Origin of the sequence: Actinopolymorpha sp. NPDC004070 (assembly GCF_040610475.1) — a bacterium.
Taxonomy (GTDB): domain Bacteria; phylum Actinomycetota; class Actinomycetes; order Propionibacteriales; family Actinopolymorphaceae; genus Actinopolymorpha.
In genome coordinates this window covers 30,041-46,475 of the sequence record NZ_JBEXMJ010000004.1, presented here as the reverse complement: position 1 = coordinate 46,475, position 16,435 = coordinate 30,041, and the positions used below count along the sequence as shown (strand labels likewise).

Annotated in this window: 14 protein-coding genes and 1 riboswitch; of the genes, 9 read left to right on the top strand and 5 right to left on the bottom strand. The window is 72.1% G+C overall.

Going from position 1 to position 16,435, the window contains the following annotated elements:
- The first annotated feature begins 2 nt into the window (after window positions 1-2).
- The 7 genes from gcvH to ABZV93_RS09060 all read left to right on the top strand — a co-directional run bounded on the left by gcvH (window position 3) and on the right by ABZV93_RS09060 (window position 7,855).
- On the top strand, window positions 3-392 hold the full coding sequence (gcvH, locus tag ABZV93_RS09090) for a glycine cleavage system protein GcvH (RefSeq protein WP_354932677.1): 390 nt from the start codon (window positions 3-5) through the stop codon (window positions 390-392).
- A 184-nt stretch (window positions 393-576) separates the two neighbouring features.
- Entirely contained in the window at window positions 577-1,146 is a 570-nt protein-coding gene (locus ABZV93_RS09085) for an FHA domain-containing protein (RefSeq protein WP_354932675.1), read from the top strand.
- A gap of 49 nt (window positions 1,147-1,195) precedes the next feature.
- A complete protein-coding gene (locus tag ABZV93_RS09080) occupies window positions 1,196-1,933 on the top strand; it encodes a MerR family transcriptional regulator (protein WP_354932673.1) in 738 nt (245 codons plus the stop codon).
- 45 nt (window positions 1,934-1,978) lie between these two features.
- Window positions 1,979-2,449, top strand: a complete 471-nt coding sequence (locus ABZV93_RS09075; RefSeq protein WP_092655753.1) for a bifunctional nuclease family protein — start codon at window positions 1,979-1,981, stop codon at window positions 2,447-2,449.
- A 403-nt stretch (window positions 2,450-2,852) separates the two neighbouring features.
- Window positions 2,853-3,386: a MerR family transcriptional regulator gene (locus ABZV93_RS09070; protein ID WP_354933322.1), complete on the top strand. Its 534-nt coding sequence runs from the start codon at window positions 2,853-2,855 to the stop codon at window positions 3,384-3,386.
- 155 nt (window positions 3,387-3,541) lie between these two features.
- Window positions 3,542-3,681, top strand: a riboswitch (glycine riboswitch).
- Window positions 3,682-3,755: 74 nt separating this feature from the next.
- Window positions 3,756-6,740 carry an aminomethyl-transferring glycine dehydrogenase gene (gene gcvP, locus ABZV93_RS09065; protein WP_354932671.1) on the top strand — a complete coding sequence of 995 codons (2,985 nt, stop codon included), beginning with the start codon at window positions 3,756-3,758 and terminating at the stop codon, window positions 6,738-6,740.
- Window positions 6,741-6,850: 110 nt separating this feature from the next.
- Entirely contained in the window at window positions 6,851-7,855 is a 1,005-nt protein-coding gene (locus tag ABZV93_RS09060; protein ID WP_354932669.1) for an LLM class flavin-dependent oxidoreductase, read from the top strand.
- A gap of 81 nt (window positions 7,856-7,936) precedes the next feature.
- Here the strand turns inward: ABZV93_RS09060 and ABZV93_RS09055 are convergent, their stop codons facing one another.
- Entirely contained in the window at window positions 7,937-8,725 is a 789-nt protein-coding gene (locus ABZV93_RS09055; RefSeq protein ID WP_354932667.1) for a TetR/AcrR family transcriptional regulator, read from the bottom strand.
- A 108-nt stretch (window positions 8,726-8,833) separates the two neighbouring features.
- On the opposite strand from ABZV93_RS09055, the gene ABZV93_RS09050 reads away from it, so the two are divergent.
- Window positions 8,834-9,637, top strand: coding sequence for an NAD(P)H-binding protein (locus tag ABZV93_RS09050; protein WP_354932665.1), 804 nt, complete (start codon window positions 8,834-8,836; stop codon window positions 9,635-9,637).
- Between the two features lie 29 nt (window positions 9,638-9,666).
- Here ABZV93_RS09050 and ABZV93_RS09045 read toward each other — a convergent pair whose 3' ends face one another.
- Together ABZV93_RS09045 and ABZV93_RS09040 are read right to left on the bottom strand one after the other, a co-directional pair.
- Entirely contained in the window at window positions 9,667-10,590 is a 924-nt protein-coding gene (locus ABZV93_RS09045) for an NAD(P)-dependent oxidoreductase (protein WP_354932663.1), read from the bottom strand.
- A complete protein-coding gene (locus ABZV93_RS09040; protein WP_354932661.1) occupies window positions 10,587-12,491 on the bottom strand; it encodes a S9 family peptidase in 1,905 nt (634 codons plus the stop codon). The genes ABZV93_RS09045 and ABZV93_RS09040 overlap by 4 nt, the downstream gene beginning before the upstream one ends.
- A 175-nt stretch (window positions 12,492-12,666) precedes the next feature.
- Here ABZV93_RS09040 and ABZV93_RS09035 point away from each other — a divergent pair, with 175 nt between their 5' ends.
- Window positions 12,667-13,446 carry a dihydrodipicolinate synthase family protein gene (locus ABZV93_RS09035; protein ID WP_354932659.1) on the top strand — a complete coding sequence of 260 codons (780 nt, stop codon included), beginning with the start codon at window positions 12,667-12,669 and terminating at the stop codon, window positions 13,444-13,446.
- Between the two features lie 8 nt (window positions 13,447-13,454).
- On the opposite strand, the gene ABZV93_RS09030 is transcribed toward ABZV93_RS09035, so the two are convergent.
- Together ABZV93_RS09030 and ABZV93_RS09025 are read right to left on the bottom strand one after the other, a co-directional pair.
- Window positions 13,455-14,858: a metallopeptidase TldD-related protein gene (locus ABZV93_RS09030; RefSeq protein WP_354932657.1), complete on the bottom strand. Its 1,404-nt coding sequence runs from the start codon at window positions 14,856-14,858 to the stop codon at window positions 13,455-13,457.
- A complete protein-coding gene (locus ABZV93_RS09025) occupies window positions 14,855-16,357 on the bottom strand; it encodes a TldD/PmbA family protein (protein WP_354932655.1) in 1,503 nt (500 codons plus the stop codon). Before ABZV93_RS09025 ends, ABZV93_RS09030 begins: the two co-directional genes overlap by 4 nt.
- Window positions 16,358-16,435: the final 78 nt, after the last annotated feature.

The window sequence follows — 16,435 nt, the reverse complement described above, 5'->3', positions numbered from 1 at the left end:
GCGTGTTCCCGGACGACCTCAGCTACACCAGCGACCACGAGTGGGTCCGCGATCCCGGCGGTGCCGACAGCACGGTCCGCATCGGTATCACCGACTACGCACAGGGTGCGCTCGGTGACATCGTCTACGTCAGCCTGCCGGAGGTGGGCACCGACGTCGAGGCCGGCGCGGCCTGCGGTGAGCTCGAGTCCACCAAGAGCGTGAGCGACCTCTTCTCGCCCATCAAGGGCACGGTGGTGGCCCGCAACGACGCGCTGGACGATCGCCCCGAGCTGGTCAACTCCGACCCCTACGGCGACGGCTGGATGATCGAGGTGCGCCCGGCCGACCGGACCGAGCTCGACAACCTGCTCGACGCCGACGCCTACCAGGCGCAGGTGGAACAGTCCTGACCTGCTTGTCTCCGGCCGCCGGGCCCGCGCGACACCCGGCGCCGGAGGCGGCGAACACGCCCGGAACGGGCCGGTCGGCGTATCGTCCGACCTGCCCACCTCCAGCCCGGAACAAGGGTTAGGGTGTGTGCGGTGGAAGTGTCCAAAAACAGTCGCGCCGATTTCCGCCACGGGAGGGTCGTCGATGCCTTTCTGCACCCAGTGCGGGCATGACAATGCCGAGGGCAGCAGGTTCTGTTCGCAGTGCGGTAAGGCGCTGGTGGGCGAGCGGCCGGTCGAGCAGACCGCCACGATCTCGTTGGGCGGTGGCGGTGAGGCCGCCGAGGAACGCGCCGAGGCGGAGCTTCGTCCACACGAGCAGGCCGCGGTGGACGCCCTGCCGTTCGACAGCGCGCTGCTCATCGTGCAGCGTGGCCCGAGTGCGGGCAGCCGGTTCCTGCTCGACTCCGACGTGGTGACCGTCGGACGCCATCCCGACAGCGACATCTTCCTCGACGACGTGACCGTGTCCCGTCGGCACGCGGAGTTCCACCGCCAGCCCCAGGGTTTCGCGGTGCGCGACGTGGGGAGCCTGAACGGCACCTACGTCAACCGCGACCGCATCGACGAGGTGATGCTCGTCGGCGGTGACGAAGTGCAGATCGGGAAGTTCCGCCTCGTCTACTTCGCCAGCCAGCGTGGGTTCGGCCGTGGTGCGCCCGGTGAGCGCAGCGCGGCGGGTGTGGACGGAGGCCCCGAGGAGGAGACAGGGTGAACCCCGGTGTTCGCCGGCGCGATGACCGCGGACGGCGGAGGCACCTGCGGTGAGCGGGGCGGCGTCGGCGCGATCCGGCAGTTTTTCCATCGGTGAGGTGCTGGCCCGGCTGCGCCCGGAGTTCCCGGACGTCACCATCTCCAAGATTCGGTTCCTCGAGGCCGAGGGGCTCATCGAGCCCGAGCGGGCACCTTCGGGTTACCGCAAGTTCGGCCACGAGGACGTCGAGCGGCTGCGGTTCGTGCTGACCGCGCAGCGCGACCACTACCTCCCGCTGCGGGTCATCAAGGAACACCTCGCCGCGCTGGACGCCGGCCTGACGCCGCCGAACCTTCCTGCCGGTGAGGGACGTGTTCAGCCCGCGCCGCGGATCGTCGACGACGAAGGCACCGTACGCCCGTCGGCGTTCCGGCCGAGTCGCTCCGACGTGCGGTGGGGACGTCAGGAAGTCATCGAGCTGGCCGGCATCAAGCCCGAGCTGTTCGAGCAGCTCGAGTCCTACGGCCTGGTCACCGCCCGGCACGGCCGCGACCAGTTCGACGAGGACGCGCTGGCCATCGCCAAGGTCGCGGGTGAGCTGGCCGGCTTCGGTCTGGAGCCGCGCCACCTGCGTGCCTTCCGTACGGCAGCCGACCGGCAGGTGGGCCTGATCGAGCAGGTCACCGCCCCGCTGGTTCGTCATCGTGCCGCCGACTCACGGGCCCGGGCGGAGGAACGCACCCGGGAGCTCGCCGCTTTGTCGGTGCATCTGCACGCCCTGCTGGTGAAGGCCGGACTGCACGGATAGGGCGTCACCTGACCTTCTGGGTGCCGCGCGGGGTACTGTGGACGAGTGCGCGAGCTCGACGTCGTTGGTGTCCGGGTAGAGATGCCTTCCAACCAGCCGATAGTCCTGCTCCGGGAGGTCGACGGCGAACGCTTCCTACCCATCTGGGTGGGGCCCGCTGAGGCGAGTGCCATCGCCCACGCCCAACAGGGCATCGTTCCTGCCCGGCCCCTCACCCATGACCTGTTCCGTGACGTCCTCGTGGCGATCGGGCAGGAGCTGAGCGAGGTCAGGATCACCGATCTGCGCGACGGGGTGTTCTACGGCATCCTGGCGTTCGCCAGTGGCGTGGAGGTGAGCGCCCGGCCGTCGGACTCGATCGCGCTGGCGCTGCGCCTCGGCGTCCGCATCGTCTGCTCCGACGAGGTGTTGGCGGAGGCGGGCATCGCGATCCCGGACGAACAGGAGGCCGAGGTCCAGAAGTTCCGGGAGTTCCTGGACCAGGTCACACCCGAAGATTTCGACACTCCCGGCTGACCGCCGACAGACGCCGCCGACCCCCAGCCCGTACGACCGCCCGGCGCGAGCCGGCGTCCACCGCCACCCTGCGCGAGTTCTCGACCTCAGGTTGAGGTTTCGGTGCGACACGCCGCCCGGCGCGTTGACCCCCTCCCGGCCCCGGCCTACCGTGACGACAAACCTCGTTGGTGTAACTCGAAATCCACGGGTTCGCAAAGCACGCGACTCCGGTCGTGTGGCCATAGACGTCGGCCATGCAGGGAATGGGCGGGGTCAGGATGGTGTCGCCAGGCGACGCCGTTAGACGTGGAGGCGTGCGGTGACGAGCACGGGTGACCAGTCGGGGGGTGGCGCGGCCGGCGCCGCTCCGAGTGAAGGCCCCGAACGTGCGGAGGCACGGCGTTCGGCCGGTGAGCAGGGCCTGCTGTTCGGAGCGGGAGACGGCGTTCCGGAGCCGCCCGGCGACGACCTCGGCTACCGCGGAACCACCGCGTGCGCCGCAGCCGGCATCACCTACCGCCAGCTCGACTACTGGGCCCGCACCTCCCTGGTCGAGCCCTCCATCCGGCCCGCGTCCGGCTCGGGCACCCAGCGTCTGTACTCCTTCCGCGACATCCTGCTCCTCAAGGTCATCAAGCGGTTGCTCGACGCGGGCGTCTCGCTCCAGCAGATCCGCACCGCGGTCACCCACCTGCGCGAGCGGGGTGCCGGCGACCTCACCGAGATCACGCTGATGAGCGACGGTGCCAGCGTCTACGAGTGCACCTCGCCGGACGAGGTGATCGACCTGCTCCAGGGCGGGCAGGGCGTCTTCGGCATCGCGCTCGGCCGGGTGTCCCGCGAGGTCGAGGGATCCCTCGCCCAGCTTCCCGGCGAGCGCCTCGACGGTGGCGGCGCCGCTGCCCACCCCGACGACGAGCTGTCCGCCCGTCGCCAGGCCCGGCTCATCGGCTGACCGGCTCCACTCCACTCCACTCACTCTTCACCCCTTCGTCGCCGGCTCATCCCCGCTCACTTCCGCGCGGTGCGGTGGTTCGGGCGAGTCGTCCGGAACCACCGCACTCGTCCGGACCGGGTGGTGGTGGGCGCTGGTAGCGTAGGGGTCGCTGACTACCCCGCGTGGGAGAGTCCTGCCAGCTCCACCGCCACGAGAGCCGCCGCACTGCCGGCGACTCGGCCGGCGAAGGTGGCAGGCGCCGAAGGGGCAACCCTCCCCGGAACCTCTCAGGCCAACGGACCGCGCGGGCGAGGCGACTCTGAAGCGTCGGTGGTGACGTGACAGAGGGGGACGCCAGGCGAGCAGCCTCGACTTGGGAGCCCCCACATGACCGTCCCCACCTCCGGATCCGCGCCCGGATCCGCGCCCGAATCCGCGCCCGGCCTCGAGCCCACGCCGCGAACGGCGACCGCGCCCCTCGCCGGGGGCCTGCGCGCACACGCCCGGCTCGGCGAACCCATCTCTGCGGACGTGTTCGCCGAGCGGCACATCGGCCCGGACGCCGAGGACCGGGCCAAGATGCTCGCGGCCTGCGGGTTCGGGTCGCTGGAGGAACTCGTCGCCGCCGCGGTCCCGGGCGGCATCCGAGCCGGCTCCCCGCTCGACCTGCGCCCCGCGGTGACAGAGGGGCAGGCGCTGGCCGAGCTGCGTGAGCTCTCCGGCCGCAACAGGCTGATGGTGTCGATGATCGGGATGGGGTACGCCGACACCGTGACCCCGCCGGTCATCCGTCGCAACGTGCTGGAGAACCCCGCCTGGTACACCGCGTACACGCCGTACCAGCCGGAGATCAGCCAGGGCCGGCTGGAGGCGCTGGTCAACTTCCAGACCATGGTGGGCGACCTGACCGGGCTGCCGGTCGCCGGTGCGTCCCTGCTGGACGAGGCGACCGCCGCCGCGGAGGCGATGACCCTGCTCCGGCGTACCAACCGCAAGTCCACCAGCGCGCGGTTCGTCGTCGACGCCGACTGCCTGCCGCAGACGATCGCGGTGCTGGCGACCCGCGCGGAGGCGCTCGGCATCACCGTCGACGTCGCCGACCTGTCCGCCGGGCTGCCGGAGGGTGAGTTCTTCGGCGTCCTGCTGCAGTACCCCGGTGTCAGCGGCGCGCTGCGCGACCACCGCGAGCTGGTCGCCGACGCACACGAACGCGGCGCGCAGGTGGCGGTGGCCGCCGACCTGCTGGCCTGCGCGGTGGTCCGCCCGCCGGGGGAGATCGGCGCCGACGTCGCGGTCGGCAGCGCACAGCGGCTCGGTGTGCCGATGATGTACGGCGGTCCGCACGCCGGCTACATGGCGGTCCGCAAGGGCCTGGAGCGCAACCTGCCCGGCCGCCTGGTGGGGGTGTCCGTCGACGCGGCCGGCCGGCCGGCGTACCGGCTGGCCCTGCAGACCCGCGAGCAGCACATCCGGCGGGAGAAGGCCACCAGCAACATCTGCACCGCGCAGGTGCTGCTCGCGGTGATCGCCGGGATGTACGCCGTCTACCACGGCGCCGACGGACTGCGGGAGATCGCCGCCCGCATCCACCGGTCCGCCGCCGTGCTCGCCGCCGGCCTGCGGGCAGGCGGCGTCGAGGTGGTGCACGAGGCGTACTTCGACACGGTGCTGGCCAGGGTGCCGCGCCGGGCCGCCGAGGTGGTGGCGGCGGCCCGCGAGCGCGGCATCAACCTCCGGCTCGCCGACGCCGACCACGTGGGCGTGGCCTGCGACGAGGCGACCACGCCCGACCACCTCGCCGCGGTGTGGGCGGCGTTCGGCGTGGGCCGGTCCGTCGGCGACGTCGCCGACCTGGACGCGAGCACGCCCGACGCGGTGCCAGCCCACCTGGTGCGCACGTCGGCGTTCTGCACCCACCCGGTCTTCGAGCGGCATCGTTCGGAGACGTCCATGCTGCGCTACCTGCGGGGGCTCGCCGACGACGACTTCGCCCTCGACCGGGGCATGATCCCGCTCGGCTCGTGCACCATGAAGCTCAACCCGACCGCGGCGATGGAGCCGATCAGCTGGCCGGAGTTCGCCGGCATCCACCCGTTCGCGCCGATCGAGGACGCCCAGGGCTACCTCACCCTGATCCGTCAGCTGGAGGACTGGCTGGCGCGGATCACCGGGTACGCCGCGGTGTCCCTGCAGCCCAACGCCGGATCCCAGGGCGAGCTCGCCGGGCTGCTGGCAATCAGGGCCTACCACCGTTCCCGTGGCGAGGGTGAGCGCGACGTGTGCCTCATCCCGTCGTCGGCGCACGGCACCAACGCCGCGTCGGCTGTCCTGGCCGGCATGCGGGTCGTGGTGGTCGCCGCCACCGAGGAGGGCACCGTCGACCTGGCCGACCTGCGCACCAAGCTCGACAGCCACCGCGACCGGGTGGCCGCCATCATGGTCACCTACCCGTCCACGCACGGCGTGTACGAGGAGGACATCACCGAGCTGGCCGACCTCGTGCACGAGGCGGGCGGGCAGGTCTACGTCGACGGCGCCAACCTGAACGCCCTGCTCGGCCTGGCCAGGCTGGGCGAGTTCGGCGGCGACGTGTCGCACCTCAACCTGCACAAGACGTTCTGCATCCCGCACGGCGGGGGCGGGCCGGGGGTGGGGCCGGTCGCGGTCCGCGAGCACCTCGCGCCCTACCTCCCCAACCACCCGCTGCGGCCCGAGGCCGGCCCGGCGACCGGTGTCGGCCCGGTGTCGGCGGCGCCGTTCGGGTCGGCCGGGATCCTGCCGATCTCCTGGGCGTACATCGCGATGATGGGAGAGCCCGGGCTGCGCCTGGCCACCGAGTCGGCCGTGCTCGCCGCCAACTACGTCGCCACCCGGCTCGCCCCGCACTACAACGTCCTCTACACCGGCCGGCACAACCTCGTCGCGCACGAGTGCGTGATCGACCTGCGGCCGCTGGCGAAGGAGGCCGGGGTCAGCGTCGACGACGTGGCCAAGCGGCTGATCGACTACGGCTTCCACGCGCCGACGATGAGTTTCCCGGTGGCGGGGACGTTCATGGTGGAGCCCACCGAGTCGGAGAGCCTGGCCGAGCTGGACCGCTTCTGCGCGGCGATGATCGCCATCCGCGGCGAGATCGCCAAGGTGGCGTCGGGGGAGTGGCCGGCCGGCGACAACCCGCTGGTCAACGCGCCGCACACGGTGGAGATGCTGGCCGGGGAGTGGGACCACCCCTACACCCGGGACGAGGCGGCCTACCCGATGCCGACGCTGCGCCGGCGGAAGTACTGGTCCCCGGTTCGCCGGATCGACCAGGCCTACGGCGACCGCAACCTCGTCTGCGTCTGCCCGCCGCCGGACGCGTTCGCCGAGTAGGGGAGTCGGGCCGTCCCGGCTGCCGCAGCCGGGCTCGGTGGTGTGCGGCGGCGTGTCGGCGGTGTTCAGCGGTTCGGCGACATGTCGGACGGCTGTGCCATAGTGACCCGATGACGAGCGTCGGTGCGATGTTCCCGTGTGCGGTCGAGCCGGAGGCGCTGCCCTCCTACGCCCACCAGGTCGAGGCCCTCGGCTACCAGGAGCTGTGGGTGGTCGAGGACTGCTTCTTCGCCGGCGGCATCGCCGCCGCGACGGCGGCCCTGGCGGCCACCGAGCGGCTGGCCGTCGGGATCGGCGTCCTGCCGGCGGTGATGCGCAACCCCGCGACCGCCGCACTGGAGCTGTCCACCCTGCTGCGGATCTTCCCCGGCCGGGTGCTGCCCGGGTTCGGTCACGGTGTGGCGAGCTGGATGGAGCAGATCGGCGCGCTGCCCCCGTCGCAGCTGGCCGCGCTCGGGGAGAGCGTGGCGGCGGTCAGGGCACTCCTGGCCGGTGAGACGGTGACGACGGCCGGAAAGCACGTGCGGCTGGACGGCGTACGCCTGGAGTTCCCGATCGCGGAGCCGCCGCCGATCTCGCTCGGCGTGCGCGCGGCGAGGTCGCTGCGGCTGTCCGGGAAGGTCGCCGACGGCACCGTGCTGTCGGAGCTGTCCGCGCCGGCCTACGTTCGCTGGGCACGCGAGCAGGTGGACGCCGGCCGCGCCGAGGCCGGGCGTACCGACCCGCACCGCTACACCGTCTACGCCTACCTCGGCCTGGACGAGGACGGCGAGTGGGCGGTCCGACGCAGCATCGCGCGGGTGCTGCGCGGTGACTGCTCGGTGCAGCTCGGCCCGATGGGGATCGCCGAGGAGGCCGCCGACCTGGCCCGAATCCACGCCGAGGAGGAGGACCTGGCGCGGGCGCTGCCCCGGGAGTGGCTCCACCAGTTGGCCGTGACCGGCACGCCCGACGAGGCGGCGAAGACGCTGCGTGAGTTCCACGACGCCGGGGCCGACTCGGTGGTGTTCGTGCCCGCGGGTGACCCCACGCAGGCGTTGTCCGGGCTGGCCCAGGCAGCCGCGGTCGGGCTGACCGACCCGGTGGTCACCGAGTCCGAGTCCTGGCCGACGTAGCGACTCTCGCACCTCGCGACCACCACACCCACGTCCACGTCGCACGACCGGCCGGCTCCACGGCCGTCCTGACTGCCCGCCTCATGGTCGGGCGTCGATGAGCTGGGCGATGCCGTCCAGCAGCCGGTGCAGGCCGAACTCGTTGGCCTCGACGGTCGCCTCGGCGGCGTTCCTCGCGAACCCGCCGCTGTGCCACAACCGGGTCATCGACGGGTGGCGGTCCACGTCGAAGTAGTCGTCCCACAACTCCATCCGCTCACCCCACCACGCGTCGTGGGACTGGCCGGTGGCGCGTTCGAGCTGCTCGCTCTCGGTCTCCAGGCTCGCGGTGGCGTGCACGATCGTCGACACCGCGGTCGAGGCCGCGTCCACCTGCGGCGGGGTCAGGCCGGTGTCGATCAGCGTGGACAGGACGTACTCGCGTTCGGCGAGCATCCCCGGCCCGAGCGGCGGGCGCACCGTGGAGACGTGCCGCAGCCACGGGTGACTCCGGTACATCGACCGGACGCGCGCGGCGTAGAGCTCGAGCTGTGCCCGCCAGCCTTCCGGCCGGTCCTGCCCGGGGGCGGGCAGGACCAGCCCGCCCAGCACGTCGTCCACCATCAGGTCGACCAGCTCGGTCTTGGACGGGACGTACGTGTAGAGCGTCATCGTTCCCACGCCGAGCGCCTTGGCCACCCCGCTCATCGCCATCGTCTGGATGCCGTCGGCGTCGGCGAGCGTCACGGCCGCGGCCACCACCTCGTCCACCGACAGCCGGGGGCGCCGGCCGAGTGCGGGGCGCGCGTCGCCGCGGCCGGGCCGGGTTCGCCGCCAGAGCAGGGGCAGGATCCGCGCGGGGTCCGCGCCACCACTGTGCTCGATCGTCATCGGGCTCCGATCGCGTGCCGGGTCGAGTGGACGAGGAGGTTTTCCGTACGCCCTACGCTAATATTCCCGTACTTCATACGGAAAAGGTGTTCGGGAAGGGAACGGCGCATGACGATCCTGGTGACGGGGGCGACCGGCAACGTGGGGCGACTGGTCGTCGACGAGCTGGTGGCCGCGGGCGAGACGGACGTGCGTGCGCTCACGACGAACCCGGCGAAGGCCGCACTTCCACCGGGGGTCCAGGTCGCGCGGGGATACATCGGCCGGCCCGAGACGATGCCCGCGGCGCTGGCCGGGGTGGACCGGATGTACCTTGCGCCGCTCACGCAGACCGTGCGGGAGGTCGTCGCCATGGCCGTGGAAGCCGGTGTCCGGCACATCGTCGACCTGGCCGGGCCGGCAGGCAGCTGGTGGCACGAGATCGAGCAGGTGGTCGAGGCGTCCGGTGTCGCGTGGACCCACCTCGACGTGGGCGAGTTCATGACGAACACCCTGATGTGGGCCGACCCGATCCGCCTCACCGGCACCGTTCGCGAGCCGTACCCGACCGCGGCCAACGCGCCCATCGCGCTGGAGGACATCGCTGCCGTCGCCGCCACGGCGCTGGTCGAGGACGGCCACCAGGGCCGGGCGTACGAACTCACCGGTCCGCAGACCCTCACCCGCGTCGAACTGGTGCGCGAGCTGGGCGCGGCGCTCGGCCGGAACATCGAGTTCGTGCAGGTGAGCCACGCCGAGGCCGTCGAGCAGCTGGCACCGGCGATGGGAGAGGTCGCCGGGTGGTACGTCGACGGGCTGGCCGCGCTGGCCGAGCACCCGCAGGAGGTCGTCCCCACCGTGGAGAAGGTGACCGGCCGGCCGGGCACGACGTTCGCGACCTGGGCGCGGGCCAACGTGGCCGCCTTCTCCTGAAGCGACGGTCCCGTCGTCACGACCGCGGGTCAGGGCGCCTGGCCGTCGCCGTCCTCCTGCCGCGCCTGGACACCGGCAAGGCGTTCGAGCGCCTTGATCAGGGCGTGGTTTCCCTCGCCGCCGAGGCCATCACGCTGCAGGGTGCGGTAGAGGTGGAAGATCGTGCTGGTGGCGAGGGCTGGTACGCCGAGCTCGTCGGCGGCCTCCAGGACCAGCCGCAGGTCCTTCTGCTGCAGGTCGATGGTGAAGCCCGGCCGCCAGTCGTCGCGGATCACCTGCGGGCCGCGGTTGGCGAGCATCCACGAACCGGCGGCGCCGCCCTCGACCGCGGTGATGGTCTTCTCCAGATCCAGGCCGCCCGCCTTGGCCAGCACCAGCGCCTCGGACACCCCGAGCATCGAGGTGACGACCAGGATCTGGTTGACCAGCTTGCAGGTCTGGCCGGCGCCGACGACACCGACGTGGGTGACCGTGGACCCCATCGCCTCGAGGTAGGGACGAGCACGCTCGACCTGCGCGTCGTCGCCGCCCACCATGATCGACAACGTGCCCTTCGCGGCGCCCTCACTGCCGCCGGACACCGGCGCGTCCAGGAAACCGACACCGCGCTCGGCCAGCCTGCCCGCCCACTCCCGGGTGGAGGCCGGGCTCACCGTGCTGGAGTCCACGACCAGGGCACCGTCGCGAACCCCGGCGGCGATGCCGTCCTCTCCGAACAGCACCTGCTCGACGTCGGGCGTGTCGCTCACACAGATGAACACCACGTCGCACTGCTCCGCCACCTCCCGCGGCGTGGCGGCGGCCGTGGCGCCCTCGGCGACGAGCGGCTCGGTCCGGGCCGCCGTGCGGTTGTGCACCACCACGTCGAAGCCCTTGCGCAACAGGTTGCCGGCCATGCCGGCACCCATGATGCCCAGGCCGACGAAGCCGACGCGTTCGTTCTGCTCGCTCATGCCACTCCTTCTCCGTTGTCGGCGGGGACGCCGGGACGCTTGGCCAGCTGCTCGGCCAGGAACGCGCACGCGGCGGGATAGGCGTCCAGCTGGTTCGCCCGCTTGGCCAGCCCGTGCCCCTCGTCGGCGTATACGCGCAGCTCACACGGCACGTTCCGGGCCCGCAGCGCGGCGACTATCTGCTCGGCCTCCGACAACGGCACCCGCGGATCATTCGCACCGTGGATGACGAACAGCGGCGCCCGGATCGCGTCCACCTGGGTGAGCGGACTGGCCTCGTGCAGGAAGTCGCGGTCGTTCGCCAGCGAGCCGTACTCCCGCTCGCGATGGGCGCGGCGGTAGTCGGAGGTGTTCTCCAGGAACGTCACCAGTGAGGCGATGCCCACGATGTCCACCCCGGCGGCCCAGCGCGTGGGCTGGAACGCGAGGCCCGCGAGCACCATGTAGCCGCCGTAGGAACCGCCGTAGAGGGCGACCCGGTCGGGGTCGACGCCGATCGTGGGCAGCCACTCGTGCAGTGCGGCCAGGTCGGCGACGGAGTCCAGCCGCCGGCGCACGTCGTCCAGGGCGTACCACCGCTTGCCGTAGCCGGTCGAGCCGCGGACGTTCGGAACCAGCACGGTGTGGCCCTGCGCGACCAGTCCCGCGACCATCGGCTGCCACTGCCGTACCGACTGACCCTCCGGTCCGCCGTGGACGACCAGCACAGCCGAACCGTCGCCACCGTCGGCCGGCCGGTAGACGAACGTCGGGATCTGCTCGCCGTCGGGCGCGGCGACGCGGTGGGACTCCGGTGACACCAGGCCGCCCGGAAGCTCGGGCCGGTTGGGGGGCCGGATCGGCGTCGAGGTGCCGGTGGTGACGTCTAGGCGGAGTGCGTAGGGGGGTTCGACCGGCGAGCTGTACGTCACGGCCACGGCGTCTCCCGCCTGCGACCACACCGGATCCGGGTGCCGGTGCAATGCGGCGCAGCCGCCCGCCGGCAGCTCCAGGTCGCGAATCAGCTCGCCGCCGGGAAGGGAGTGCAGGGCCAGCGGTACGGCACCGTCGTCGTTGGTGGCGACCAGGACGTGCGCGCCGTCGGGGGAGGCCCAGCCCACCAGGTCGTGCTCGGGGTCGGCCACCACCTCCGACCAGGTTCGGCCGGCCAGGTCGTAGCGCAGAACAGCGGTCATCTCCCGGCCCGGGTTGCCCGAGACCAGCAGGGCCGAGGAGTCCGGCAGCCAGGACGGCGTGGTCAGGTAGGCGTCGTCGCCCCACGGGGTGAGCGGCTCGACCCGGCCGTCCTCGGTGGAGACCAGCAACAGCTGCAGGGAGTTGGCCGGTGCGTTCGGCCGGGTGAGCGCCACCCAGCGGCCGTCCGGGGACGCCTCCACCTCGGCGACGTAGCCACCGCCGTCGTAGAGCACCGTCTCCTTGCCTGATCCGATCTCCCGGCTCACCAGGTCGAAGTCGACGCCGTTGCGGCGGTTGGTGAGGTAGAGCACCCGTCCGGGCGCGACTCCTGCCAACCGGTGCACGAACGCCGGATCGTGGACGAAGGGTACGAGCGGGGGCAGTGGTTCCCCGGCGTCGCCGGTGTGCTCGGCGTCGGCCTCGACCGCGCCCACGTCGGGGGAGTCGAGGTCGACCAGGGACAGCTGGCCGCGTTCGTTGCCGCCGGCGTCGTGCTGGACGACGATCGCGCGGGTATCCGGCAGATAGCGGCCGGCGGCCACGCCGTCCAGGTCGGTCAGCCGTCGCCAGGCCCCGTCGGCGCCGACCTCGTACAGCTGGGCCGAGCCGGTGACGTCGTAGCTGACCAGCGTGCGGCCTTCGGTGTCCACGTCACGGGCGGAGACGGAAGGAAGCTGCAGCAGCGAACGCAGGAAGTCGTTCGGTGGCGGGACGACAGTGGGCATGCATGGACGGTAACAGCGCCGTGATCGCCGGTGCCGGGAGGTCGCCGCCGGCGAGCCGGGCCACAATGGAACGGACAGCAACCGGACGACAGCCGGACGCACCGGTCGGCACCGGTCAGCATTGCTCGGCAACCGGTCGGCAGACGGACGGCACACGACAGGGGAGTGGTCACGGATGGCGGAACCCACGTTCACCGGCGTCGGGGTCGCACTGTTCACGGTCTTCGACGAGTTCGGCGAGGTCGACATCGCCGGCACCGTCGCGCACGCCAACCGCGTCGTGGAGGCGGGGGTGCGCGCCGTGCTGGTGGCCGGCACCACCGGCGAGGCGGAGACCCTGACCGACGCCGAACGCGAGGCCCTCATCGCGGCCGTTCGGTCCGGGCTGCCGGACGAGGTCACCGTGATCGCCGGGGCCGGCGGGCCGTGGCCGCGGGCGGCGGCGGAGCGAGCGGCGGTTGCTCGCAAGGCCGGTGCCGATGCCGTACTCGTGAGCCCGGCCCGCGGCGGCGTGGACGCGGCGGAGCTGTTCGGTGCGGTCACGGCGGCGGTCGGTGGCGCCGACCGGGTGATCGGCTACCACAACCCGGGGCCGCTCGGCGTGCCCGGCATCGAGGTGGACGCCCTGCCCGGCCTGCCCGTCGGGGCGGTCAAGGACTCCTCTGGCGACCCGGTGCGGTTGCTGCGCGAGCTCGCCGAATGGCGCGGCCGTACCTACGTCGGGTCGGCCGCACTGCTGGCGCTGGCGGGACCTCTGGGTGCGCCCGGTGCGCTGCTGGCGTTCGCGAACATCCAGCCGGAGGTGTGCATCGCGGCGTTCGGCGGCGACCCGGAAGCGCAGCGCGCGCTGACCGAACTGGTCGTCACCGGACGCACCGGCGGTGTGCGGGCGCTGAAGATGAAGGCGGGCGAGAGGTACGGCATCTCCACGGTGAGCCGGCTCGGGTTGCGCTGACCCACCGCTCAGCTGGCCTGGCTCACGCTGGACATGTTGAAGTCGGGCACCCGCACCGCGGGCATCGCCACCCGCGGGAAGTAGTCGCCCCACTCCCGGGAGAACGCCGGCACGGTCGTCCCGGACTCGGTGAACCGCCCGAGCAGGTCGACCGGGCTCTCGTTGAACCTGAAGTTGTTGACCTCGCCGACCACCTCGCCGTTCTCGACGAGATAGACGCCGTCGCGGGTGAGCCCGGTCAGCAGCAGGGTCTGCGGATCGACCTCACGGATGTACCACAGACAGGTGAGGAGCAGGCCGCGCTCCGTGCGGGCGATCATGTCGTCCAGAGATGCGTGCGCGCCGGGCACGTCGAGGACGAGGTTGTCGACGTACGGCGTCGTGGCCAGCCCGGTCAGGTCGGCGGAGTGGCGGGTGGTGGCCAGCGTCGCGAGCCTGCCGTCGCGGATCCAGTCCGTGGGGCCGAGCCGGGTGCCGTTGTCGAACACGCTCTGGGCACCGGAGGAGGACTTGGCGACCACGAACGGCGCGCACTCCAGTCCGGCGTAGGCCGGGTCGGACCGAAGTGACAGCGGCACGGGGGAGAGCTGCTCGCCGACGCGGGTGCCACCACCCGGCTTGGAGTACACCGTCTGGCCGTCGTGGGCGTCGCGGCCGGACATCGTCCAGTACGCGTAGATCATCAGGTCGGCGACCGCGGTCGGCGGGAGAAGGGTTTCGTACCGGCCGGCGGGCAGGTCGATCCGGCGCTGCGACCATCGCAGCCGCCGGTCGAGCTCGGCGCTCAGCGCGGTCGCGTCGACGTCGCGGAAGTCCGGGGTGGCTTGACCCACCCACGCCGACCGCCGCAGGTCGTCGGACTTGCCGGTCATTGTGACGTAGCCGGTCGGCTGGACGTGCCGCAACCGCAGGCCGGAGGACGAGCCGAGATAGGTCGTGGTCACGTCGTGTTCGACGAAGCCGTAGTGGTGGGTGCCGTCGGCGCGCGCCCGGCCGAACGCCTCGCCCAGAGCGGGCGCGAACGTGTCGAAGACCCGGATCGAGGTCTCCGCCGGCGGCTCGTCCCAGTCGGGCGCCGCGTCGCCCTCGACCAGCGGCCGCGCGTCCTCTGCCGGCACGCTGTCGCGGGCCGCGTCCTCCGCCGACCGCACCACCGCGTCGATGTCGTCGCCGGTGGTCACGCTGCGGGTGACCACACCGGAGGCGGTGCCCTCGGCGCCCTCGACCGACGCGATCACCGTGAGGGACCGGGTGAGCATGACGCCGTTGGTGGTCAGGGTGTTGTTGGCCCAGCGCAGGTTGGCACTGGAGGACTCGGTGGCGATGACGACACAGCCGTCGGCCTTGGACCGGGCCAGCGCGCGCTCGACCGTCTCCTGCAGAGTGAGGTCGCTGCTCAAGGGACTGCTCACCGTCCTGACTCCTGGGTGGTGTTGAGGATGCGGACACCGCGGAACAACGCCGAGGGGCAGCCGTGGCTGACCGGGGCGACCTGGCCGGGCTGGGCCTTGCCACAGTTGAACGCCCCGCCGAGCACCCAGGTCTGCGGGCCGCCGACCGCCTCCATCGATCCCCAGAAGTCTGTGGTGGTGGCCTGGTAGGCGACGTCGCGCACCTGTCCGGCGAGCCGGCCGTGTTCGATGCGGTAGAACCGCTGTCCGGTGAACTGGAAGTTGTAGCGCTGCATGTCGATGGACCACGAACGGTCGCCGACGACGTAGATGCCGCGCTCGACTCCGGCGATCAACTCCTCGGTCGAGGGGCCGTCCGCGGCCGGTTGCAGCGACACGTTGGCCATCCGCTGCACGGGGATGTGGGACGGGGAGTCGGCGAACGCGCAGCCGTTGGAGCGGTCGTAGCCGAAGGAGCGGGCGATTCGCCGGTCGAGCTGGTAGCCGACCAGGATGCCGTCCTTCACGATGTCCCAGGACTGGCCGGCCACGCCCTCGTCGTCGTACCCCACGGTGGCCAGGCCGTGCTCCACGGTGCGGTCACCGGTGATGTGCATGTGCTCGGAGCCGTAGCGCAGCGTGTTGAGCTTGTCGGGGGTCGCGAACGAGGTGCCGGCGTAGTTGGCCTCGTAGCCGAGCGCCCGGTCGAGCTCGGTGGCGTGCCCGATCGACTCGTGGATCGTCAGCCAGAGGTTGGACGGGTCGATCACCAGGTCGTAACTGCCGGACTCGACCGAGGGCGCCTTCAGCTTCTCGGTGAGCAGGTCGGGCAGCTCGGCCAGGCGGGCGTCCCAGGCCGGGTCGGTGAGGTATTCGTACCCACGGCCGACCGGCGGGGCGAGCACCCGCATCGAGTCGAAGCGGCCCGAACCGGGATCGGTGCCGTAGGCCTCGACGTCGGGGTTGAGCCGGACCCGCTGCTGGGTGGTCACCGTGCCGTGGCTGTCGGCGTAGAACTTCTGCTCCTTCACCTGCCGCAGGGTCGCGCCGACGTGGGCGACCCCGGTGCCGGCGAGGAGCCGCCGGCTCCAGTCGCCCAGCCGCTCCACCTTGTCGGCGGTGGCGACGGCGAACGGGTCGACGTCGTAGGCCGAGACCCAGGTGACGTCGCCGTGCACCGGCTCCGGGGCGAGCTCGATGCGCTCGGCGTTCATCCCGGCGGCGACCCGCGCCACCTCGACGGCGCGCTCGGCCACCCGCGCCGCCTCCTCGGGGGTGAGGACGACGCTCGCGGCGAAACCCCACGTCCCCTCGTGGACGACGCGGACCGCGAACCCGGTGTCCTCGCCGTCGGTGCTGCCCTGCAGTTGGGCGTCGCGCAGCGAGAGGTTCTGAGTGCGGATCCGCTCGAGCCGGAAGTCGGCGTGCTCGGCGCCCAGCTCGCGGGCGCGGGCGAGGGCGGCGTCGGCGAGCGTGCGGAGCGGAAGGCTGAGGAAGTCCTGATCGATCTTCTGCGGCACGCGCCCGAGCCTAGGGCATGCCGCCGACAGGCGGCCGTCGATTTCCAGGGCGCGTTCCGGGCGGGTTGTAGCGCGGGA